The organism is Azonexus sp. (genome assembly GCF_030824335.1).
Classification (GTDB): Bacteria; Pseudomonadota; Gammaproteobacteria; order Burkholderiales; family Rhodocyclaceae; genus Azonexus.
The window spans coordinates 24,235-44,104 of record NZ_JAVBXX010000044.1; the positions used below are offsets into that span (position 1 = coordinate 24,235).

A 19,870-nucleotide genomic window follows, 5' to 3' on the forward strand; every position below is an offset into this window, starting at 1 on the left:
GCCACGCCAATGAAACGACGCGACCTGCTCAAGTTGCCGCTGGCCGGCGGCGCCGGCTTGCTGGCACCGACGGTCAACGCGGCTTGCACCAAGGAAACCGACGGTACGCCGGCGCAGTTCCTGCCGAAGAAACCGGCCGATCCGGCACCGCAGGACAACGACCTGGAAAAATATCCAAGCTGCCCCTATTGCGGGATGGACCGGCGTTTCAACCATCATTCGCGAATGCTGATCCATTACGGCAACGACCTTCCCGATCCGCTCTGCTCGATCCATTGCGCGGTGATCAGCCTGGCCATCAACCTGGGGCTCGATCCGAAGGCGATCTATGTCGCCGACAACGGCGTCGCCCACGATCCGCATCCGCTGATCGAGGTCGGTCAAGCCACTTTCCTGGTCGGCAGTGACCTGCCCGGGGTGATGACGTGGAACAGCAAGGTGGCCTACGGGAGCACTGCGGCGGCGCAAGTTGCCCAGCAGGTGCATGGTGGCCGTCTGCTCGATTTCCAGCAGACACTGCGGGTCTCGTTCGCCGATCTGGCCGACGATCTCGAGCGCATGCGCAAGGGGCGCGAGGAGCGGCGCAAGCGGGCGGCGCGCAAGCGTCAGGAGGGCTGAACATGCGATACAAGACAGGCTTGTTGCTGGGCTTCGGGGGCGTCCTGTTGGCCGCATCGGCATCGGCGCAGCCCTTGCGCGATTGCCCAGACTGCCCCGAAATGGTGGCCTTGCCGGCCGGCAGTTTCACGATGGGCAGGGCCGGCTGGCGCGGTGCCGAGCCGGCACATCAGGTCAGCCTGCGCGCTTTCGCCATCGGTCGCCACGAAGTCACTGGCGGCCAGTGGCAGGCGGTGATGGGGACGGCGCCGCCGGCTGAAGCCTGCACGCCGGATTGCCCGGTCAGCGGGATCAGTTGGGAGGCGGCGAACGAGTTCGCCCGTCGTCTCAGTGCCAGGACCGGGCAAACCTATCGCCTGCCAAGCGAGGCGGAATGGGAATACGCCTGCCAGGCCGGGGCCGCGACCGACTATTGCGGTGGTGACGATCCCGAAAACCTTGCCTGGTACGGCGACGAGCGTGCCGGTGCCCGGCCGGTCGGCGGCAAGGCGGCCAATGCCTGGGGCGTGCATGACATGAGCGGCAACGTCTGGGAATGGACTGCCGATTGCATGGTGGCCGATTACCGGGGCGCCCCGACCGACGGTTCGCCACGCGTCACCGGCGACTGCCGCAGTCGCGTACTGCGTGGCGGTTCCTGGCGCAGCGGCGCGCAATACGCACGGGCGGTGATCCGCTTCGGTTTCTCGCCGGCCTACCGCGGCGCCGATTTCGGTTTTCGTGTCGTCCGCGAGTTGCCGTAGCGATGTGCCTGGAACTCGTTACAGCCGGAAATGTGGGGGGCAATCGTCGTTTAGAGCGAATCCAAGGATCAGCTTTGTTGCATTTTTGTAGGGCGGCGATACTTGGCACGCAAAGTACGAATCATCGTCACATCCGAAGCCATGTCGAGATAAGACTCGCGCAAGGCATCGTCAAATCTGGCCAGCGTGCCGCCGTGCCTTGACTGAAATTCACCGGCAATGTCGGACGAGGCAAAGGAATGCTTGCTCCGCTTGGTCATCGCGTGTCTGAGCTCGGCGCCCACCAGGTAAGTCAATTGATCAACCGGCAGCAACGGAGCGGGTTCCTCGGGCGACGCATAGTCCGGCCCCCAGATGTGCTTCGGTTCCCGGTCGATATTCAGGCCAAGACTCAGCGACAGGCAGTGGATGGAGCAGACCCCATCGTTCAGGTCGTCGGAATACTGGACCAGCATGCGGGTCCGGTGATGCTCCCGGCGGTTCATGCCGCAGTAGGGGCACTTGGGGTATTTCTCAAACTCATTGGCGAGTGGTGTGGCATCACCGGGGGTTTTGGGAATGAACTGGTTGGGCGTGGCGTCCGTGGCGCAGGATTCCTGGGCCGATGCCCTTGATGCGGTGACGGCCAAGCTACCCAGGAGGGATACTTTGAGCAGATCGCGACGTTTCATTTTGCTTGCTTCCAGGTGGGATTACGAAATGATGTTGCGCAACGCGTCGAGCCATGGCGTCCAGCGAGGGTCGGGGCCGGCGTAGGCATTCCAGGTGGTGTTGTTGCAGACATAGGCGACGGCAGTTCCGCTTTCCGGGTGAGCGAAACCGATGCGCCCGCCCATGCCCGGTTGCCCGAACGAACCCTGACCCAGCATGGGCGAGGCCGCGTAGGGGAGTTCATAGCCGAGGGCGAAACGCTGCTTCAACGGCGGCGGCAATTCCATGGCAAATGCCGGGGCGTACAGGCCGCGCAGGAAGGCCGGGTAGGGAACCAGTGTCAAGGAATCGGTCCGTGGCGCGCGTATCCGGTCGACGGTGTCGCGGCTCAACAACCGGGCGCCATCGACTTCGCCGATCACGGCGGCGTACATCCGGGCAAGGGAACGTGCATCGCTGACCCCGTTGCCGGATGGAATTTCCGCCATCAGCGCTTCACGCAGATTCAAGAACCAGAGGAAAGGATTGCCGGCAAAGTTGCTGTTGAAGATTGGCGCCACCCGTCCTTCCTCGCTCAAGGGCAAGCCAATCCAGGCGCTGAGCCCAAGTGGCCTGGCAATCTCGTCGGCGAAGAAACGTCCGACGGACTTCCCCGAAACGCGGCGAACGATTTCACCCAACAGATAGCCGTGTGTTGCCGAGTGGTACTGGTAGGCCGTTTCCGGCGTCCATAGGGGCTTCATGGCGGCCAATGCGGCGGTGCAGCGCTCCCAGTCGACCAGCCCCAACATCTGGATGCCGGTGTCGGGCGGAAACCAGGGCAACCCAGCAGTATGCGACATCAGCGACGATACCGGAATGCTCTCCTTGCCGTTGGCGGCGAATTCCGGCCAGTAACGAGCGACCGGCGCGTCAATATCGACCAGTCCGCGTTCGGCAAGCATGTGCAGACAGGTCGAAACCATGCCTTTTGCCGCGGAAAAGATCACCGTGACCGTTTCGCTGGTGTAGGGGCGATTATTGACCCTGTCGCGCCCGCACCAAAGGTCAACGACCACCTTGCCGTGACGGTAAACGCAGAGTTGGGCACCGCCGATGTCATCTGCCTGGGCGGCAGCGAAAGCCTCGCGGACGCCTTCGTAACTACTAGCAACGCGCCCCTCGACCTTGATCGCCTTGGCTGCAGGTAGTGCGGCTGCGGCTTTGGCCTCGGATGCAAATCCGGCAACTTGAGCCCCCATGCCCAAGGCTGCGGCGGTAGCCATGAAGCTTCTCCGGCCCGGTTTTTCCATACGCTTCGCAGGTGCGGGTTGCGGCTGCATTTGATCCATCTCCCGGAACGGCATCAGAATGACACCGTGCCTTTGAGACCGATCGTCCGCGGCACGGTGCGAGTCGCAAAGTTCACCGGGTTCGGGAAGGTCTGGCCGCGATCATCGAGCAGGTTCTCGCCGTAGAGTTCGATGCCGTACTGCTTGTGACTCAGGGCGATACGCAGGTTCAACAACGCCAGACGTTCGTTTTTCGCCGTGGCGTTGTAGGTTCTCTGGGCAAAGACGGAACTGCCGCGAACGTTGTAGTCGGCGCGGAAACGCGCTTTCAGTTCGTTAGCAAGTTGAGTCTGGGTTTCGACAAAAACTGAATAATTGGTTTTCGGAATGTAGTTCAAGCGGTCGCCGACGGCATAAGCGCTGTTGGCTTTGACCGAGACCAGTTCGGTATCCTGGACGGTGCCGCTGGCACCGAAGGCGACCCAGTCGGTGGGACGCACCCGGAACGACCAGTCGATCCCCTTGATTTCCGCACGGCCGATGTTATCGGTGTAGAACGTGTTCGGTGTCGCCGCCAGCGTGGAAGTCTGCATGTCGGTGTAACGACTCACGAAAGCGGCAATTTGACCGCCGAACATACCGCCCATCGCTTCGAACTTGGTTCCCAACTCATAGCTCCAGACGCTTTCCGGTTTGAACGATCCCGGAAACGCCGGATTGACCGCGTTGAAACCGCCGCTCCGGAAACCCTTGGCGGCACTGGTATAGACATTCCAGTCGTGCATCAGCTTGTAAGAGACATAGACGCGGGGATCGACGGAATCGAATCGCTGACTCGACTGCCCGGCGCTGGGCGCTTCCTGTTCATCGGTGAAATAACGAAGACCGCCGCCGATCTGCAGGCGCTCGGTCAGATCGAAGCTGGTGTTGCCGTAAAACGACCAGCTTTTCGACCGGATCGGGGTGAACGTGACGGTGGCCGGAACCGCCAGAGGAACAGGACTGTTGATCATGCCCATCTGGGACGATGTCACTGTCTGGCGATAATCGACGTTACGGTAGAGGCTGCCGATCGTCCATTGCCAGGGACCGGCCTGGTCGGACATCAGCCGCAGTTCACCGCTCTTCGCCGTGTCGCGATTCTCGAATCTCGAGATGACGCCGATCAGGCCGTTTGGCGTCGTGCTGTAATAGCCGCCGTCGGCGTCGTTGCGGAACATCGAGCCGATGGCGAGCAGTTTGATGCCGTCCGCCACATCCCAATCTGCCGTCAGGCTGTAAAGTTCATGGTCGTTGCGGGCGGACTGGACGGCATTCGGTGCAAAAGCCGGCAGCGCCAGGTTGCCGTCGGCATTTTCACCGTTGCTCAACGAGCCGACCTTGTTCCGATGAATCTGCACCATCGGCGTCAATGAAAAACGGTCGGTGAGATGGAACAAGCCCTTGATGCGGATATGTGCGAGTTCGCCATCGTTGATGTCCTTCTTGCCGGCCGTCGGCGCATCGATCCAGCCGCCGGCATTCTCGAAGGTAGCGGCGATGCGCAGTGCGGCGTTATCGCTTAGTGACAGATTGGCAACACCGGTGAGCCGGTTGGAGGCTGAACCGCTTTTCGTCGTTGATACATCGGCTTCGGCCGTCATGCTGGTTTTGCCGATGATCGGGTCGTGAGTCAAAAAACGAACCGTGCCACCCATGGCGCCCTGGCCGTAGAGCGTGCCCTGCGGTCCGTTCAGAACCTCGACGCGCTTGACATCCAGCGGGCGGATATCGAGGCCCCCACGTAGCGGGCCATCGACCGCCACTTCGTCCTGTCGGATGCCAACCAGCGGGAAACTCCCACCGCCGGCCCCTTCGCCAATGCCTCGCAGCATGACCCGATTCTGCGCCATTCCCGTGACCACCGTCGTCATGCCGGGCACGGCAAAGGAGAGACTCTGAATATCCTTGATCCCGCGATTGGCGATCTCGTCGGCGCTCAGCGTGTTGATCGAGATGGGAACGTCGATTTCACGCTGGCGGCGCTGCTGAGCGGTGACGATCATTTCCTCAAGCTCGAGCGTGGTGTTACTGGTGACCGCTTGGGGGGGCTTTACTACTGCCCCTTGCTTGATCGCGTAAGCACCGTCCGGCGAGCGCGTCCAGGTCAGGCCGGAATCGGCAAGGAGGCGGGAAAGTGCTTCTTCCGGGGGCAGCTTGCCACTGACAGCCGGGGCTTTCTTACCCTTGACGGCGTCGGGGGCGTACAGCAAACGCACCCCAGTTTTTGCAGAAAACGCATCGAGCGCCGGCCCGAGGTCCTGGACTGCCAGTACGAATTCGGTTCGACTGGTCTGAGCATGACCCGGCACGGCAGCACCAAGATTGAGCGCTGCTGCGACGGCAAGCGCGATGGGGGTACGGCGATACATTTGTTTCTCCCTGACGAAGTGATCCGCCCCAATGGCGGCCTAACGAAAGGAAGAGGGGAGAGGCGCTTTTCTACCCCCTGTGACATATTGTCGCAAGAGGTTAATCGAGCATTCTCAGGTTTTGCGCAAGCGGTAATGGCGTTCGGCGATACGTTCCAGTTTTAGCGCATGTACCTGGGCGACGGCCCAGAGAACACGGTCCGGTTCACTGATCGGAAAGCTGCCGCTGACCGTCAGCGCCGCGATTCGGGGGTCCGGGATATCAAGGCGTATACGATGCTGATGAGCCAGTTCGTTACCCAGTTCCAACAGCGGCGTTGCCGAAAAGCGCCAGCGGCCGTCACGCCAGGGGGCAATGTCGGGGTCCGGGATAGCGCGCTCGCCAGTGAGGCCTTGTGGCCCGAAATCAGCGCCACGTCCGGCAAGCAGCATCAGCAGGCGTTGATCGTCCTTGATCTCGACCTGTCCTTCGGCGACAGCGACCTGCCCCCGGCCATCACGCAGGTTGACGGCGAAACGCGTGCCGATATCGCGGATACGTGCAGCGCCGGCGCGAACTTCAAGTTGGCCGGAACTCGCGGGCGCTACCTCAAGATAAAGCTTGCCCTTGAGCAATTCGATGCGAGGCGGCAGGGCATCGCTTACCCGCACCGTGCTGTCCGCATCAAGCGCAAGGTGCGTGCCATCGGCCAGCGTCACCTGGCGATGCTGGCCTGGCAGCGATTCAATCGTGCGCAACGATTCTTCCTGCGGCAAAAGGAAAACGAAGGCGACAACGGTGGCCATCGCCAAAGCTCCGCTCCAGGAGCGTAGGCGCTGCCAGGGGTATTGGCTCAGGCGAGGTGATGCGCGGGGAATTCTGCGCGCCTGTTCCGGTAACAGCGGCCCGAGTTCGTCAAGCCTCGCCCAGACGCCGCCAAGCGCATCAAAGGCATCCCGATGCGCCGTGTCGTCAGCCAGCCAGGCATCAAGGTGCTCTCGTTCGGTAGCGGAAAAGTCGCTGGCCTGGCTACGTATGAACCATTGAAGAGCTTCGTCTTCGGCAGTCTTGTACTTGTCGCGCATGGTGATGGCAAGACCGATCAGCGCGTTGCCGCGCGGCAGGCTTGGAGGGCGCGCGCCATGTGCTTTTCGACGGCGCCGACGGAAATGCCCATGTGTTCTGCCACTTCTCCGTAAGTCATTCCTTCGAACTTGTGCAGGATGAAGGCGTCGCGGCAGCGCGGCGGCAGTTCCAGGACAACGGTGAGCAAGCGATCAAGCGCCTGCTTGTCTTCTGTTTGACGCTCGGGGTTTTGCGTGCCGTGACATTCTTCGATTGCCGTCGCAGTCTCGTCGACTGTCGATCGGCGCCAGCGGGATGAAGTGGCGGCTTCGGTTGCCAGGTTGCGGGCGCAGCGAAACAGAAACCCCCGTTGGTGGCGGATGCCGGTGGAAGTCGTTTCTTTCGACAACAGGCGCAGGAACAGTTCATGCGTCAGGTCGGCAGCAAGCTCGCGGCATCCCACATGCCGCGTCAGGAAACGGGACAGTTCGTCGAAATACTGCTGGTAAAGCGCGGCAACGAACGATCGGTGGTCAGGCATTAACGATTGGAACGGCAAAGGGCCCGTTTTACCGCAAAATGCGGGGCAAAGCCATCAGAAATCACGTTCCTCCGGAGAGGCGGTCAAAGTATCACGGGTATAGAACTGGTGGAAAAGGGCCGGGAATCGAGGTCGACCGTCAGATCGAAGCAGTCCTCGCACTGGTCGCGGTGACTGATCCAGAGCAGGCTGCGGCCGCGCAGTTGTTCACGCAGGCGCCCGATCAGGGCGCGTTCGGCGGCCGGGTCGAGACCTTCGCTGGCTTCGTCGAGGATGGTGATCGGCGCGTTGCGCAGTAGCGCCTGGGCAATCCCGAGGCGTTTGCGTTCGCCGCCGGAGAGACTGGCGCCGCCGGCCTCGATCCAGGTTTCCAGTTGTAGTTGTCCGGCCGTGTCGGGCGAACCCAGGCCGACCAGTGCCAGCACCTCGCGCATGTGCGCCGGGCTGGCGTCGGGGTCGGCCAGGCGCAGGTTGTCGGCGAGGCTGGCGCATTTCGCCCAGGCGAACTGGCCGGCGCAGGCGATCTGCCGGCGCAGCGTGCTTTCGTCGAATGCCTCGAGAGCGATGCCGCCGAGTTCGATGCGCCCCGACTGCGGGTCTTCAAGGCGGCTCAGCAACTGGCTCAGGGTACTCTTGCCGCAGCCGCTGGCGCCCTTGATGAAGATGTGCCGGCCGCTGGCGAATTCGAGGTTGAGCGCGGTGAAGACCGGCGTATGGGCGTCCCAGGCGAAGCCGACGTCGATCACTTTCAGGTCACTGCCGGCCGGTGCCGGTCCGTGTTCGGGGAAGCGGGTTGCCGGCGTCTGTCCGGCGAGCGCGCTGATTGCCTGGGCGGCGCCGGCGGTGCCGGGCAGTTCCAGGCTGGCACTGGCCAGCGGGGCGAGGATTTCACCGCAGCCGAGCAGGAGCAGCGTCAGCGCCGCCAGCCAGGGGCCGGCGAGTTGCGCATCGGTGCCGGCGCTGGCCAGGCAGGCCCAGGCCGCGAGGCCCGCCAGCAAGGTGCTGGCCGCCCGCAGCAGGGCGCCGCGCCGGCCGTTGCTCCGTTGCGTCCGCAGCCAGCGGGTGGCAGCGGCCAGTGTCCGCTCGCGTTGTCGCGACCAGGCCTGCGCGTGCAGGGAAAAATCCTCGATGCCTTCGCTACAGTCGAGCAGGTGGCGGCGCAGCGTTGCCCGTTCGCGGATCGAGGCCGGCAGCAGATCACGGCCCAGATACCAGCCGGCCAGCGGCAGCAGCAGGAGGGCGCAGGTCAGCAGCAGTGCCGGCAGCCACAGCAGGCCAGGTGCCTGGTGCGCGAATACGGCGAGCAGGGCGGCGAAAGTCAGCGTCGCCGCGAAGATCGGCAGCAGGAAGCGTGGGTAGAGGTTGTCGAGGGCATCGATGTCGCGCATCAACCGGTTCAGGGTCTCGCCGCCGTGTTGGCGGTTCAACTGGCGTGGCGAGAGCAGCGCCAGGCGGCCGTAGAGCCACTGACGCAGGCCGGCAAGCAGGCGGAAGGTGCCTTCGTGGGTGACGACGCGGTCGCCCCAGCGGCTGACGGTACGCAGTAGGGCGAAGAAGCGGACGCCGGCGCCAGGCAGAAAGAAGTTGAAGTGCATCGCCGTCGTCGCGCTCAAGCCGGCGATTGCCGCCGCACTGAGAAAACCGCCGGAGAGGGCGAGCAGGCCGAGGCTGCCGGTCAGGGTCAGGGTGCCAAGCAGAGCGCCCAAGGCCAGCCAGCGGCCGGCGCCGGCAAGGCGGGTGGAGTATGGGGCGAGCGCCCGCAGACCGTCGCGGATTTTCATGAGGCGGCAAATTCCTTGCTGGATTGGCCGGTGTCGGCCGGATGCAGGCAACCATTGGCCAGTTCGACGACGCGGTCGACGATGCCGAGCGGTGCCTGGCGATGGGTGAGCAGGATCAGGGTGCGCCCGCGGCGCAGCTCGGCGAGCCGGGCGACGACCCATGCTTCGGTGGCTGGGTCGAGGCTGGCGGTTGGTTCGTCGAGCAGCAGCACGTCGGCCCGGCGGAGGTAAACACGAGCCAGTGCCAGGCGCCTGAGCTGGCCGCCGGAGAGCTGGCGGCCGCCTTCGCCGAGGCGGGTGGCGAGCCCATCGGGCAGCGCGGCGAACCAGGGCGCGAGTCCGGCGAAGCCGATTGCCGCAACCAGTTCGTCGTCGGTCGCGTTCAGGCGAGCGATGCGCAGGTTGTCGCCGAGACTCCCGGCAATCAGCCGCGGATGCTGGTTCATCCAGGCGACCCGTTCGCGCCAGGCGGCCAGGTCGAGGCTGTCGAGGGCCAGGCCGTCGACCAGGATGCGGCCGGCGCCGGTGCTCAGCTGGCCGAGCAGCAGGCGCAGCAGTGTGGTCTTGCCACCGCCGCTGGCGCCGCGGATGGCAACCGCCTCGCCGGCGTCGACGTGCAACGAGCAGGCGCGCAGCAGCAGCGCTTCCGGACGGTGGGCGAAGCTGACTTCGGCCAGCGTCAGGGCCGGTGCCGCGGGACCGATGCGGCGTCGACCACCGGCGGCCTGGCCGCCGCTCTCGTCGAGGATGGCGAGCAGGTCGCTTGCCGCCGCCTGGGCCTCGGCGCGAGCGTGGTAATGCGTGCCCAGGTCGCGCAGCGGCTGGTAGAACTCGGGGGCCAGCAGCAGCGCGAACATCGCCAGCTCGAGCGTCGGCGGTTCGCCGTAGAGGCCGAAATCGAGGTAACCGAGCAGGCTCATGCCGAAATAGACCGCCGACAGCGCGATCGCCAGCGAGGCGAAGAATTCGAGCACGGCGCCGGAAAGAAAAGCCAGGCGGAGTACGCGCATCGTCCGTTGGCGGTATTCATCGGCGACGCCAGCCACCTCGTCGCCCATGCGGCGGTGAGCGTCGAGCAGGCGCAGCGTCGGCAGGCCGCGGATCAGGTCGAGGAAGTGCCCGCCCATTCGTTGCAGGATCTGGAATTGCTCGCTCTGCCGCTGGCGTGCGCCCCAGCCGACAAGAATCATGAACAGCGGGATCAGCGGTGCAGTCAGGAGCAGGATGGCCGCGGCGGCCCAGCTCGACGGTGCGATCGCGGCGGCGATCAGTAGCGGTGTCAGTGTCGCCAGCCATTGCTGCGGGCGGTAGCGGGCGAAATAGCCGTCGACGGCCTCGACCTGCTCAAGCAGCGCGGCGTTCAGCGCTCCGCCCGGACGTTGCTGCACCCAGGCCGGGCCGAGCGCGTACAACCGGTCGAGCAGCGCGGCGCGCAGGGCGCTGCGCACGGCGAGCGAGGTGCGCAGCCCGGCTTCCTCGCGAACCACGCCGGCCACGGCGCGCACCAGCAGGCACGGCAGGATCGCCAGCCAGGCGTCGTTGAGCCCGGCCAGCGCCTGTTTTTCGATGATCAGTGCGTGCAGCAGGTGGGCAAGCAGCGTCGCCAGGACAATGGTCGCCAGTGTCTGGGTGACGCCGGCACCGACAGCCAGGGCGGACCAGCCGGGATGACGGGCGTAGCGTCGGGAGAGCGCACGGAGGGCGGTGCCTCCGTCGCTGGTGGGTACGGACATCGGTGAATCTCCGGAAACAATGCGCGGCGCCGGGTCATCGCCCGGCGCCGGCAAAATTGGTCGATTTTTACGGTCGACCGTGCGCTAGTCGGATTTTTCCTCCTGCGCTTCGTACCAGAGGGCATTCACGACAGCGAGCAGGAGCGCGAAGCCGAGACCGAGAATCCAGGTGAAGTACCACATGACGATTCCTTTCGTTCAATACAGTTGCTTGTCGTTGGCGGCAATGAAGTCGCGCGTGATCTTGCCGGCCATGACGTGATAGGCCCAGCTGGTGTAGGCCAGGACGATGGGCGTGAAGATCAGCGCGACCCAGAGCATGACGTTGAGCGTGACGTAGCTCGAGGTTGCATCCCAGGCGGTCAGGCTGGCCTTGGGCATGGTCGACGAGGGCAGGATGAACGGGAAGAGGGCAACGCCGGCGGTGAGGATCACCGAAACGCAGGCCAGCGACGAACCGACGAAGGCGAGCAGGGTCTTTCCGGCCTTGATGGCAAGCAAGGCAAGCAGCGCGCCGACATAGGCGATGGCCGGAATCAGCCAGAGGATGGGCATCTTCTGGAAATTACCGAACCAGGCACCGGGTTGGCGGGTGACTTCCTTCATCAGCGGGTTGATGACGCCGCCGACATCGCCAATCGACTGGATGATATAGCCTTCGATGCGCCAGACGATCACACCGGCGCCGGAAAAAGCCGCCAGCAGTACGATGACCAGCACGCTGGCGGCAATCTTCGCTCGCTGTTGCAGTGCGCCTTCGGTGCGGTGGGCAAGGAAAGTGGCACCTTGCAGGGTCAGCAGCGACAGGCTGACGACGCCACAGAGCAGGGCGAAGGGATTGAGCAAGGCCCAGAACGATCCCGAGTAGAAGGAACGCATCGTGTCGTCGAGCGTGAACGGCACCCCTAGGAACAGATTGCCGAAAGCGACGCCGAAGACCAGCGCCGGTACGGCGCTGCCGGCGAACAGGCCCCAGTCCCAGGTGGCGCGCCAGGCCGGATTGGGCAGCTTGGAGCGGTACTCGAAGCCGACCGGCCGGAAGAACAGCGCGAAGAGCACCAGCAGCAGCGCCCAGTACATGCCGGAAAAGGCCGTTGCATAGACGAAGGGCCAGGCGGCGAAGATGGCGCCGCCGCCGGTGATGAACCAGACCTGGTTGCCGTCCCAGTGCGGGGCCACCGAATTGATCATGACCCGGCGCTCGGTGTCGTCCTTGCCCAGGATGGGCAAGAGGGTGCCGACGCCCATGTCGTGGCCGTCCATGATCGCGAAGCCGATCAGGAGAACACCGACCAGCAACCACCAGATCAGTTTCAGGGTTTCGTAATCAAACATCGCAGTTCTCCCTTATTGGTTCGATTGCAGCGCGGTCGGGCCGAGGCGGGCGTACTTGAACATCAGGTACATCTCGACGGCGAGGAGCACGGTATAGAAGCCGAGGAAGCCGAACAGCGAACCGTAGAGGTCGGCAACCGACAGGCTGGAGGCGGACAGGTGCGTGGGCAGCACGCCGAAGACCGTCCATGGCTGGCGCCCGAACTCGGCAACCCACCAGCCGGCTTCGATGGCAATCCAGGGAACCGGGATGAAATAGAGGGCCCAGCGGAGCAGCCAGCGCTTTTCGGCGAAACTGTTCCTGATGCCGGCCCAGAAGGCGACGACGAAAAGGGCGAGCATCGCGAAACCGAGTCCGACCATCAGCCGGAACGACCAGAACAGCGAGGCCACCGGCGGTACGGTGTCGTGCGCCGCCTTTTCGATGATTGCCGGTGTCGCCAGGCGGACATCGTCGACGTAAGCCTTGACCAGCAGCCCGTAGCCGAGGTCTTGCTCGTACTCGCGGAAACGGGCCAGCAGCTCGGCGTCCTGCGGCGCCTTGCGCAATGCCTCGAGGGCAATGACCGCCTCGATCCCGGATTTCACGCGGCCGACGTTCTCGGCGCGGATTTCGCGGATGCCGGGCAGGGTTTCGGTGGTCGACCGGGTGGCGATCAGGCCGAGGGCGTAGGGAATCTTGATCGCCCAGTTATTGGTCTGCTTTTCCTCGTTGATCGAAGCGATCAGGTTGAAACCGGCGGGTGCGGGCTCGGTTTCCCACATTGCCTCGATGGTCGCCAGCTTCGATTTCTGCGATTCGGAGACGGCATAGCCGGATTCGTCACCGAGAACGATCACCGACAGCGTGCCGGCCAGGCCGAAGGCAGCGGCGATGCGGAAGGAGCGGCGGGCGAATTCGGTATGCACGCCCTTGAGCAGATACCAGGACGAGATGCCGAGCACGAACAGCGAACCGGCGACATAACCGGCCGAGACGGTATGCACGAACTTGGCCTGGGCTGCCGGATTGAATACCAGTGCCCAGAAGTCGATCAGTTCCATGCGCATGGTGATTGGGTTGAAGGCCGAACCGACCGGATCCTGCATCCAGCCGTTGGCGATCAGGATCAGTACCGCGGACAGGTTGGTGCCCAGCGCCATGAGCATCGTCACGGTCAGGTGGCCGGCTTTGGAGAGGCGGTTCCAGCCGAAGAAGAACAGACCGACCATGGTCGATTCGAGGAAGAAGGCCATCAAGCCTTCGATCGCCAGCGGCGCGCCGAAGATGTCGCCGACGTAGTGCGAGTAGTAGGCCCAGTTGGTGCCGAACTGGAACTCCATGGTGATGCCGGTGGTCACCCCGAGCGCGAAGTTGATGCCGTAGAGCTTGCCCCAGAATTTGGTCATGTCACGGTAGATTTCCTTGCCCGTGAGGACATAAGCCGATTCCATGGCAACCAGGAGCCACGACAGCCCCAGGGTCAATGGTACGAAAATGAAATGGTAAAGCGCCGTTGCCGCAAATTGCAGCCGCGACAGGTCAACGACCGTTGTATCGATCATGACGGTTCCCCTTGCTTGTTTGAGTTGGTGCCGGCAGCCCGACGCGCTGATGGCCGGCGTGAAATCCGGATGGCTTTCGGCATGGTTTCCGGTGAATGGATGGGTCCGAGGAGGGGGGAGCGCCCCATGCTGGCGACACTCCCCGGGGGCTTGTCCTGGCTTGGGAGCTTTGGACGCGGCGATTTTCACGATCACGGGAGGTCGGCGGAAGTGACCAAATGCCGCGCGACAGCTTGTCGCTGCAAGGTTCGGACGGGGCGCGACAATTGGTCACTTCCCGGACGGTGGCCGGCTCCCTATAGTTCGGTCCCAAGTGTCCCGGGAACGGGCCACCTCTCGTTTCAAGCCCCGGTGTCGGGGCTTCTTTTTTTGCCCGGCCAAATCCCTTGATAAGTTCGCTGACCCAGATCACCCAGGCACGCCTGATCCAGCTGCGCTGGCTTTCGGTGCTCGCCATGCTGGCGGCGGCGCTGGTCAGCCCGAACATCCTCGGTTCGTCGATGTTGATGCCGCGCCTGCTGGCTTTCGCCACTTTCGTTGCCGCCATCAACCTGTGCCTGCAACTGGCCTTGCTGTTCAATCGCGGTGACGACGACTTTCCGTTTTTTTCGCCGCTGATCCAGTTGCTGTTCGATCTCGCCTGCTGGGCCAGTTACATCTATCTTTCCGGCGGTGCGACCAATCCGCTGATTTCGGTCTTCCTGCCGCTGGCGGCAATCGGGGCCATCGTCCTCAGCCGGTTTCAGGCGTGGTTGCTCGGTATCGCGGCGATCCTCGCCTATTCCTTCCTCTGGCGCTTCTATCAGCCGCTGGCGATCGCCGATGCGGAAATGGCGACGCGGCTGCACCTGCTCGGCATGTGGCTGGTTTTCGTCGTGTCGGCAGTGGTCCTGATCTGGTTCATCCAGAAAATGACTCAGGCCATCCAGCGGCGCGACCTGGCGCTTGCCGAAGCACGCGAGCAGGCGATCCGCAACGACTGGCTGATCTCGGTCGGCGCCCTGGCGGCGAGTGCGGCGCATGAACTGAGCACGCCATTGGCGACGATGCGGATCATCGTCGACGAATGGCTTGAGGACGCCTCCCTGGCCGCACTTCAACGCGACGACTGCCGGCTCCTCGATACCCAGATCGAAACCTGCAAGCGGGCGCTCGGCCAGCTCACGCTGCGCGCCGGTCACGCCCGTGGCGGCAGTGGCGAGCGGGTGATGGCCGGCCCCTGGCTGAGCGGAATGCTGAGCGCGTGGAGCGCACTGAACCCGGCAGCCAGCCTGCAACTGGCGCTGGCTCCAGCACTCGGGCAGGGGGCTTTGCCGTTTGATGTGACGCTCGAGCGGGCCCTGAGCAATCTGCTCGACAACGCCGTGCGCGCCGGTGCCGGGCGGATCCTGGTCAAGGCCGACATCCGCGACGGTACGCTGGTCATCCGCCTCGATGACGATGGTTCGGGCATCAGCGACGCCGCGCTGCAGGCCTACGCCGCAGGGCAGCCATCGGTTTCGCCGGCCGGCATGGGGATCGGCCTGCTGCTGTCGCGCACGGCCGTCGAGCGGCATGGCGGGCATCTCGAACTGAGCCGACTGGCGCCCGTAGGGACACGCGTCGATATTGAAATTCCATTGGAGATGAACCGGGAGAACTGCGCCAATGAATCCTGAAGAACGCTATCTGCTGATCGTCGATGATGACGACAGCTACCGCGATGTCCTGGCCCGTTCGCTGTCGCGCAAGGGTTTCTTCGTGCTTACCGCGGCCGGTGGCGAAGAAGCGCTGGCGCTATGTGCCGAGCATGACCCCGAGTACATTCTGCTCGACCTCAATCTGGCCGGGCAGTCCGGCCTCAATCTGATTCAGCCCTTGCTCGGCGCGGTGCCGGCGGCCAGGATCGTCATCCTCACCGGCTATGCCAGCATCCAGACGACGGTCAGCGCACTCAAGCTCGGTGCCGTGCAATACCTGCCCAAGCCGGCGAGTACGGCCGATATCGTCAAGGCATTGCTCGACGAAGCGATCGAGATTCCCGAAATGCCCGACGAGAAGCGGATGACCGTCCAGCATCTGGAGTGGGAGTACATCCAGCGTACCCTCAACGAACACGGCGGCAACATCGCGGCGACCGCGCGTGCCTTGCAGATGCATCGCCGGACCCTGCAGCGCAAGCTGGCCAAGAAGCGCCATGTCAGCAGCGAATGAGGCGTCGTGCCGCAGCCGGGTGCGACACTATGTCGCATCTGGCCGCCGGTAAAACTGGTTAGCATGACGCTCACCGCCTTAGGGAGAGCGTCATGGAACAGAAAAAGACTCAGGAATCGCAGCAACCGGAAATGGCCTCCTTGCTGCTTGGCGCCGGTTTTGCACTGGCTTCCCTGATCATCCTGCCGGCCGTGGCGCAGCGCGTCGGCCTCGGCTCGAGCGTGACCATCGCCCTGCGTGGCGCCCTGATGCGCGCCGCCAATCGTTTCTGATCGTCGGCAGCGCCGCAACGCTGCCGCCAGTGCCATGAAAAAAAACCTGTTGTTCGGCGCAGTCGTGGCGCTGGCGCTGCTTGCCGGAGTCGCCCTGGGATTATCGAGATCATCCGGCCCGGCACGTGCCGATCTGCCGGCCGGCGGCGATTTCGTCCTGCAGTCGGCGGACGGCGTGATCGACAGCCGCGACTGGCGCGGCAAGGTGGTCCTGTTGTACTTCGGTTATACCCATTGTCCGGATGTCTGCCCGGCATCGATGGCCGCGGGTGCCCAGGCGTTGCGCACATTGTCGGTGGAAGAGCGGGGGCGGGTCAGGTTGTTGCTGGTGTCGGTCGATCCGGAGCGCGACACGCCTGCCCATCTCAAGGATTACGCCGCCTTTTTCCATCCCGAGATGGTCGGTGCGACCGCGGCGCCGGAAGAAATCGCCCGCCTGGCCAAGGCTTACGGTGCCGGCTATGTCCGCCAGGCGTCGGCAGCCGATGGCACATACGCGGTCGACCACACGACGGCAACCTATGTCATCGACCCCGCCGGCAGGCTGTCAGACGTCATTGAACTGGGCGCCGGCGGCGATAGAATCGCGTCAACCATCCGGAGTCTGTTGTAGTGTCCCGTCCTTCCACTGTTGCCCTGGTGATCATCGGCCTGCTGGCCTGCGCTGTGCTCGGCATTTTTGCCTTTTCCGGACCGTTGACCGCAGCACACCAGCCCCGGCTCGACGCCAACCGCGAACTGGTCGCCCGGTTCGGCCTGACTGACCTGGCCTTGTTCACCGAGGCCCGCTATACCCGCCACCCTTCGCAGGCCGATCTGCATTCGGCGCTGCAGGATCATCCAGGCGCCTTCGATCACTTTCCTTCCGGTTCGCTGCTGTCGCCGCCGGCCCACCTGACCCGAGACCGCACAGATTCCCATGAACCCGTGGCTGGAAAAACAGCGTCACCTGATTGATTTCACGCTGGCCTCGCTGGCCCGGCGCAAGACCCGGAACATCGGCCTGCTCGTCGCCTACACGCTGCTCGTCTTCGTACTGGCGTCGCTGACGCTGTTTTCCAACGCATTGCGCAGCGAGGCGAAATACGTGCTCGCCGGTTCGCCGGAGGTCATCCTGCAGCGCATGGTGGCCGGCCGTCACGATTTGATTCCGCCAGGTTACCTCGAGCAGATCGGTCGCATCCGCGGCGTGCAGAAGAAGGAAGGTCGTCTCTGGGGCTATTACTACGACCCGGTGCTCAATGCCAACTACACCTTCATGGCGCGGCCGGCCAGCGAGGTCGCCGACGGCATGATCATGGTCGGCGAGGCGCTGGCGCGCGAGCGCGGGCTGGCCAAGAACAACACGATTTCCTTCCGTTCCTATTCGGGCAAGCTGTTCACCTTCGAAGTGGCGGCGGTGCTGTCGCCGGATTCGGAGCTGCTGTCGGCCGACCTGGTGCTGCTCTCGGAAGACGATTTCCGCCGTTTCTTCGAGTATCCGGAAGGCCACTACACCGACATCGCGCTGTCGGTCGCCAATCCGCAGGAGGTGCGCAACGTCGCCGCCAAGCTGACGGCGGCGCTGCCGGATTCACGGCCGATCCTGCGCGAGGAGGTGCAGCGCACCTACCAGAGCGTCTTCGACTGGCGCGAGGGCATCCTGCTGACGGTGCTAGCCGGCGCCATCCTGGCTTTCGCCATCCTCGCCTGGGAAAAGGCTGCCGGCCTTTCCGCCGAAGAAAAGCGTGAGATCGGCATCCTCAAGGCGATCGGCTGGGAAACCGGCGACGTCATCCGGATGAAGATCTGGGAGGGCCTGCTGATCTCGCTGACGGCCTTCCTCGGCGGCTTCCTTGCCGCCTACGTTCATGTCTTCCACTTTGGCGCGGCGGTCTTCGAGCCGGTGCTCAAGGGCTGGTCGGTGCTCTATCCGAAATTCGCGCTGGTGCCGGCGGTCGATGGCCTGCAGGTGGCGACGCTATTCTTCTTCACGGTGTTCCCGTACACGGCAGCCATTCTGGTGCCGATCTGGCGGGCGGCGATCACCGATCCCGATGCGGTGATGCGATGATCGAACTGCTCGATATCAAAAAGGCCTTCAACCAGAACCGGCCGAACGAATACTGGGCGCTGCACGGCATCGACCTCGCCGTCGAAGCCGGCAAGGTGACCGCCTTCCGCGGCCCGAGCGGTTCGGGCAAGACGACGCTGCTGACCATCGTCGGCTGCCTGAGCCGGCCGACCAGCGGTCGCGTGCGCTTCAAGGGCGAGGACATCTCGGCCTTGCCCGAGCGTTTCCTGACCGACATCCGCCGGCAGAGCTTTGGCTTTGTTTTCCAGCAGTTCAACCTGATCAAAGGCCTGTCGGCGCTGGAAAACGTGATCCTGCCGGCCTTTCCCACCGGCCGGCCACGCGCCGAACTGGTCGCCAGGGCAGGCGAGTTGTTCGAGCGCCTGCAACTTACGCACCGCGCGCAGGCCAAGGTGGAGTGGCTGTCCGGCGGCGAGCAGCAGCGCGTCGCCATCGCTCGGGCGCTGATCAACGATCCGGAAGTGATCATTGCCGACGAGCCGACCGCCAACCTCGATACCGCGCTGTCGATGGAGTTCATGGCCATCCTCGAAGGCTTCACTGCCGCCGGCAAGACGGTGCTGCTGACCAGCCACGATCCATTGGTGGTCGAGTCAAGCGCCGTCCATCGCGTCGTCGGCATGCGCGACGGCCGGCTGATCGGCGACTGATGCTGTTCCAGCCGGCGATCATCGCACTGCTGCTGGCAGCCGGCCTGGCCGTGCTGATGCTGCTCCTGGCGACGCCGTTCGCGCTGCAGGTAATCCGCCGCTGGGACATCGGCAGCGGATCGGAATACCAGTTGATTCTGGAGCGGCGCACCTACCTGTTCTCGACGCTAGTCTCCTTCGTCCTCGTCGTCCAGCTTGGCGCCTTGCTGCTCTTTGTCTTCAACGCTGACCGGCTGTCGGCGATGTTTGTTGGCGCCATGTGTGCAGTCGGCACGCTGAATGTCAATGAGTGGGGCTTTCCGGCGCTGATCGCGCAGATGCTGGTTTTCTTCCTGGCCGCGGCCTGGCTGGCGATTAACCATGTCGACACGCAGGCGCGCGACTACCCGCTGGTGCGCATCAAGTACGGCCTGCTGATCGTCCTGTTGCCTTTCCTGGCCGCTTCGTTCTGGCTGCAGTTCCGCTACTTCTCGGGGCTCAAGGCGAACGTCATCACCTCCTGCTGCGGCAGCATGTTCTCTACCGAGGCCGAATCGATTGCCGGCGATCTGTCGGCGCTGCCGCCGCTACCGGCTATCTGGCTGTTCTACTCGACGATGGCAGTGACGACACTGCTCGCGTTGTGGCACTGGCGTCGGCGTGGGGTCATCAGCGGCGGGCTGCTGGCCGTGCTCAGTGCGGCGGGATTTATCGTCGCCATGACCGGCGTGCTGTCCTTCGTCTCGCTCTACATCTACGAGCATCCGCATCACCATTGCCCTTTTTGCATCCTCAAACCGGAATACGACTACCGCGGCTACGCGCTCTACTTGCCGCTGTTCGCAGCGACGGCGGCGGGGCTGGGTGCCGGCGCGATCCAGCCCTTTGCCCGGGTGGCCAGCCTGCGCGAGGTGATTCCCCGGGTTTCCGCCCGCCTGGCAGCCTTGACCGCGGCCGGCTTCCTGCTTTTTACTGCGATAGCCACCTGGTTCGTGCTGGCTTCCAACCTGATCCTGATCGAGCACTGA

20 protein-coding genes are annotated in these 19,870 nt (G+C 63.9%); 10 read left to right on the top strand and 10 right to left on the bottom strand.

All coding sequences use genetic code 11. The annotated features are described in order from the left end of the window. Positions 1 to 9 precede the first annotated feature (9 nt). Both RCI20_RS17375 and RCI20_RS17380 read left to right on the top strand, forming a co-directional pair. Positions 10 to 618: a nitrous oxide reductase accessory protein NosL gene (locus tag RCI20_RS17375; protein ID WP_306607803.1), complete on the top strand. Its 609-nt coding sequence runs from the start codon at positions 10 to 12 to the stop codon at positions 616 to 618. A 2-nt stretch (positions 619 to 620) separates the two neighbouring features. Beyond that, positions 621 to 1,361 carry a formylglycine-generating enzyme family protein gene (locus RCI20_RS17380; RefSeq protein WP_306607804.1) on the top strand — a complete coding sequence of 247 codons (741 nt, stop codon included), beginning with the start codon at positions 621 to 623 and terminating at the stop codon, positions 1,359 to 1,361. 68 nt (positions 1,362 to 1,429) lie between these two features. Here the strand turns inward: RCI20_RS17380 and RCI20_RS17385 are convergent, their stop codons facing one another. The 10 genes from RCI20_RS17385 to RCI20_RS17430 all read right to left on the bottom strand — a co-directional run bounded on the left by RCI20_RS17385 (position 1,430) and on the right by RCI20_RS17430 (position 13,674). Next, positions 1,430 to 2,032, bottom strand: a complete 603-nt coding sequence (locus tag RCI20_RS17385; RefSeq protein ID WP_306607805.1) for a nitrous oxide reductase accessory protein NosL — start codon at positions 2,030 to 2,032, stop codon at positions 1,430 to 1,432. A 21-nt stretch (positions 2,033 to 2,053) separates the two neighbouring features. Continuing rightward, positions 2,054 to 3,277 (bottom strand): serine hydrolase, encoded by a 1,224-nt coding sequence (locus tag RCI20_RS17390; protein WP_306607807.1) that lies wholly within the window; start codon positions 3,275 to 3,277, stop codon positions 2,054 to 2,056. Positions 3,278 to 3,357: 80 nt separating this feature from the next. Further along, positions 3,358 to 5,694: a TonB-dependent receptor gene (locus RCI20_RS17395; RefSeq protein ID WP_306607809.1), complete on the bottom strand. Its 2,337-nt coding sequence runs from the start codon at positions 5,692 to 5,694 to the stop codon at positions 3,358 to 3,360. 114 nt (positions 5,695 to 5,808) lie between these two features. Then, positions 5,809 to 6,759 carry a FecR domain-containing protein gene (locus RCI20_RS17400; RefSeq protein WP_306607811.1) on the bottom strand — a complete coding sequence of 317 codons (951 nt, stop codon included), beginning with the start codon at positions 6,757 to 6,759 and terminating at the stop codon, positions 5,809 to 5,811. Positions 6,760 to 6,776: 17 nt separating this feature from the next. Continuing rightward, on the bottom strand, positions 6,777 to 7,280 hold the full coding sequence (locus RCI20_RS17405) for an RNA polymerase sigma factor (RefSeq protein ID WP_306607812.1): 504 nt from the start codon (positions 7,278 to 7,280) through the stop codon (positions 6,777 to 6,779). Between the two features lie 83 nt (positions 7,281 to 7,363). Beyond that, a complete protein-coding gene (cydC, locus tag RCI20_RS17410; protein WP_306607813.1) occupies positions 7,364 to 9,061 on the bottom strand; it encodes a thiol reductant ABC exporter subunit CydC in 1,698 nt (565 codons plus the stop codon). Continuing rightward, positions 9,058 to 10,794, bottom strand: coding sequence for a thiol reductant ABC exporter subunit CydD (cydD, locus tag RCI20_RS17415; protein WP_306607815.1), 1,737 nt, complete (start codon positions 10,792 to 10,794; stop codon positions 9,058 to 9,060). The genes cydC and cydD overlap by 4 nt, the downstream gene beginning before the upstream one ends. Before the next feature lie 84 nt (positions 10,795 to 10,878). Further along, a complete protein-coding gene (cydX, locus tag RCI20_RS17420) occupies positions 10,879 to 10,977 on the bottom strand; it encodes a cytochrome bd-I oxidase subunit CydX (protein WP_306607817.1) in 99 nt (32 codons plus the stop codon). Positions 10,978 to 10,992: 15 nt separating this feature from the next. Then, a complete protein-coding gene (cydB, locus tag RCI20_RS17425; protein WP_306607819.1) occupies positions 10,993 to 12,129 on the bottom strand; it encodes a cytochrome d ubiquinol oxidase subunit II in 1,137 nt (378 codons plus the stop codon). Positions 12,130 to 12,141: 12 nt separating this feature from the next. After that, positions 12,142 to 13,674, bottom strand: a complete 1,533-nt coding sequence (locus RCI20_RS17430) for a cytochrome ubiquinol oxidase subunit I (RefSeq protein ID WP_306607821.1) — start codon at positions 13,672 to 13,674, stop codon at positions 12,142 to 12,144. Between the two features lie 386 nt (positions 13,675 to 14,060). On the opposite strand from RCI20_RS17430, the gene RCI20_RS17435 reads away from it, so the two are divergent. The 8 genes from RCI20_RS17435 to RCI20_RS17470 all read left to right on the top strand — a co-directional run bounded on the left by RCI20_RS17435 (position 14,061) and on the right by RCI20_RS17470 (position 19,870). Further along, positions 14,061 to 15,332, top strand: coding sequence for an ATP-binding protein (locus tag RCI20_RS17435; RefSeq protein WP_306607823.1), 1,272 nt, complete (start codon positions 14,061 to 14,063; stop codon positions 15,330 to 15,332). Then, entirely contained in the window at positions 15,322 to 15,867 is a 546-nt protein-coding gene (locus RCI20_RS17440) for a response regulator transcription factor (protein WP_306607825.1), read from the top strand. Before RCI20_RS17435 ends, RCI20_RS17440 begins: the two co-directional genes overlap by 11 nt. A gap of 92 nt (positions 15,868 to 15,959) precedes the next feature. Next, the gene (locus RCI20_RS17445) at positions 15,960 to 16,139 is read left to right on the top strand and encodes a hypothetical protein (RefSeq protein ID WP_306607827.1); all 180 of its coding nucleotides are present in this window, start codon (positions 15,960 to 15,962) and stop codon (positions 16,137 to 16,139) included. A 34-nt stretch (positions 16,140 to 16,173) separates the two neighbouring features. Then, the gene (locus RCI20_RS17450; RefSeq protein ID WP_306607829.1) at positions 16,174 to 16,752 is read left to right on the top strand and encodes an SCO family protein; all 579 of its coding nucleotides are present in this window, start codon (positions 16,174 to 16,176) and stop codon (positions 16,750 to 16,752) included. After that, complete coding sequence (locus tag RCI20_RS17455; RefSeq protein ID WP_306607831.1) at positions 16,752 to 17,096, top strand: hypothetical protein; 345 nt, start codon at positions 16,752 to 16,754, stop codon at positions 17,094 to 17,096. The genes RCI20_RS17450 and RCI20_RS17455 overlap by 1 nt, the downstream gene beginning before the upstream one ends. Continuing rightward, complete coding sequence (locus tag RCI20_RS17460; RefSeq protein ID WP_306607833.1) at positions 17,059 to 18,192, top strand: ABC transporter permease; 1,134 nt, start codon at positions 17,059 to 17,061, stop codon at positions 18,190 to 18,192. Before RCI20_RS17455 ends, RCI20_RS17460 begins: the two co-directional genes overlap by 38 nt. Then, positions 18,189 to 18,863, top strand: a complete 675-nt coding sequence (locus RCI20_RS17465) for an ABC transporter ATP-binding protein (RefSeq protein ID WP_306607835.1) — start codon at positions 18,189 to 18,191, stop codon at positions 18,861 to 18,863. Before RCI20_RS17460 ends, RCI20_RS17465 begins: the two co-directional genes overlap by 4 nt. Then, a complete protein-coding gene (locus tag RCI20_RS17470) occupies positions 18,863 to 19,870 on the top strand; it encodes a hypothetical protein (RefSeq protein ID WP_306607837.1) in 1,008 nt (335 codons plus the stop codon). The genes RCI20_RS17465 and RCI20_RS17470 overlap by 1 nt, the downstream gene beginning before the upstream one ends.

Excerpts from the sequence above, each read along its gene's own strand:
- RCI20_RS17375 (WP_306607803.1), top strand. The coding sequence starts at position 10 with ATGAAACGACGCGACCTGCTCAAGTTGCCGCTGGCCGGCGGCGCCGGC.
- RCI20_RS17380 (WP_306607804.1), top strand. The coding sequence starts at position 621 with ATGCGATACAAGACAGGCTTGTTGCTGGGCTTCGGGGGCGTCCTGTTG.
- RCI20_RS17385 (WP_306607805.1), bottom strand. The coding sequence starts at position 2,032 with ATGAAACGTCGCGATCTGCTCAAAGTATCCCTCCTGGGTAGCTTGGCC.
- RCI20_RS17390 (WP_306607807.1), bottom strand. The coding sequence starts at position 3,277 with ATGGCTACCGCCGCAGCCTTGGGCATGGGGGCTCAAGTTGCCGGATTT.
- RCI20_RS17395 (WP_306607809.1), bottom strand. The coding sequence starts at position 5,694 with ATGTATCGCCGTACCCCCATCGCGCTTGCCGTCGCAGCAGCGCTCAAT.
- RCI20_RS17400 (WP_306607811.1), bottom strand. The coding sequence starts at position 6,759 with ATGCGCGACAAGTACAAGACTGCCGAAGACGAAGCTCTTCAATGGTTC.
- RCI20_RS17405 (WP_306607812.1), bottom strand. The coding sequence starts at position 7,280 with ATGCCTGACCACCGATCGTTCGTTGCCGCGCTTTACCAGCAGTATTTC.
- cydC (WP_306607813.1), bottom strand. The coding sequence starts at position 9,061 with ATGAAAATCCGCGACGGTCTGCGGGCGCTCGCCCCATACTCCACCCGC.
- cydD (WP_306607815.1), bottom strand. The coding sequence starts at position 10,794 with ATGTCCGTACCCACCAGCGACGGAGGCACCGCCCTCCGTGCGCTCTCC.
- cydX (WP_306607817.1), bottom strand. The coding sequence starts at position 10,977 with ATGTGGTACTTCACCTGGATTCTCGGTCTCGGCTTCGCGCTCCTGCTC.
- cydB (WP_306607819.1), bottom strand. The coding sequence starts at position 12,129 with ATGTTTGATTACGAAACCCTGAAACTGATCTGGTGGTTGCTGGTCGGT.
- RCI20_RS17430 (WP_306607821.1), bottom strand. The coding sequence starts at position 13,674 with ATGATCGATACAACGGTCGTTGACCTGTCGCGGCTGCAATTTGCGGCA.
- RCI20_RS17440 (WP_306607825.1), top strand. The coding sequence starts at position 15,322 with ATGAATCCTGAAGAACGCTATCTGCTGATCGTCGATGATGACGACAGC.
- RCI20_RS17445 (WP_306607827.1), top strand. The coding sequence starts at position 15,960 with ATGGAACAGAAAAAGACTCAGGAATCGCAGCAACCGGAAATGGCCTCC.
- RCI20_RS17450 (WP_306607829.1), top strand. The coding sequence starts at position 16,174 with ATGAAAAAAAACCTGTTGTTCGGCGCAGTCGTGGCGCTGGCGCTGCTT.
- RCI20_RS17460 (WP_306607833.1), top strand. The coding sequence starts at position 17,059 with ATGAACCCGTGGCTGGAAAAACAGCGTCACCTGATTGATTTCACGCTG.
- RCI20_RS17465 (WP_306607835.1), top strand. The coding sequence starts at position 18,189 with ATGATCGAACTGCTCGATATCAAAAAGGCCTTCAACCAGAACCGGCCG.
- RCI20_RS17470 (WP_306607837.1), top strand. The coding sequence starts at position 18,863 with ATGCTGTTCCAGCCGGCGATCATCGCACTGCTGCTGGCAGCCGGCCTG.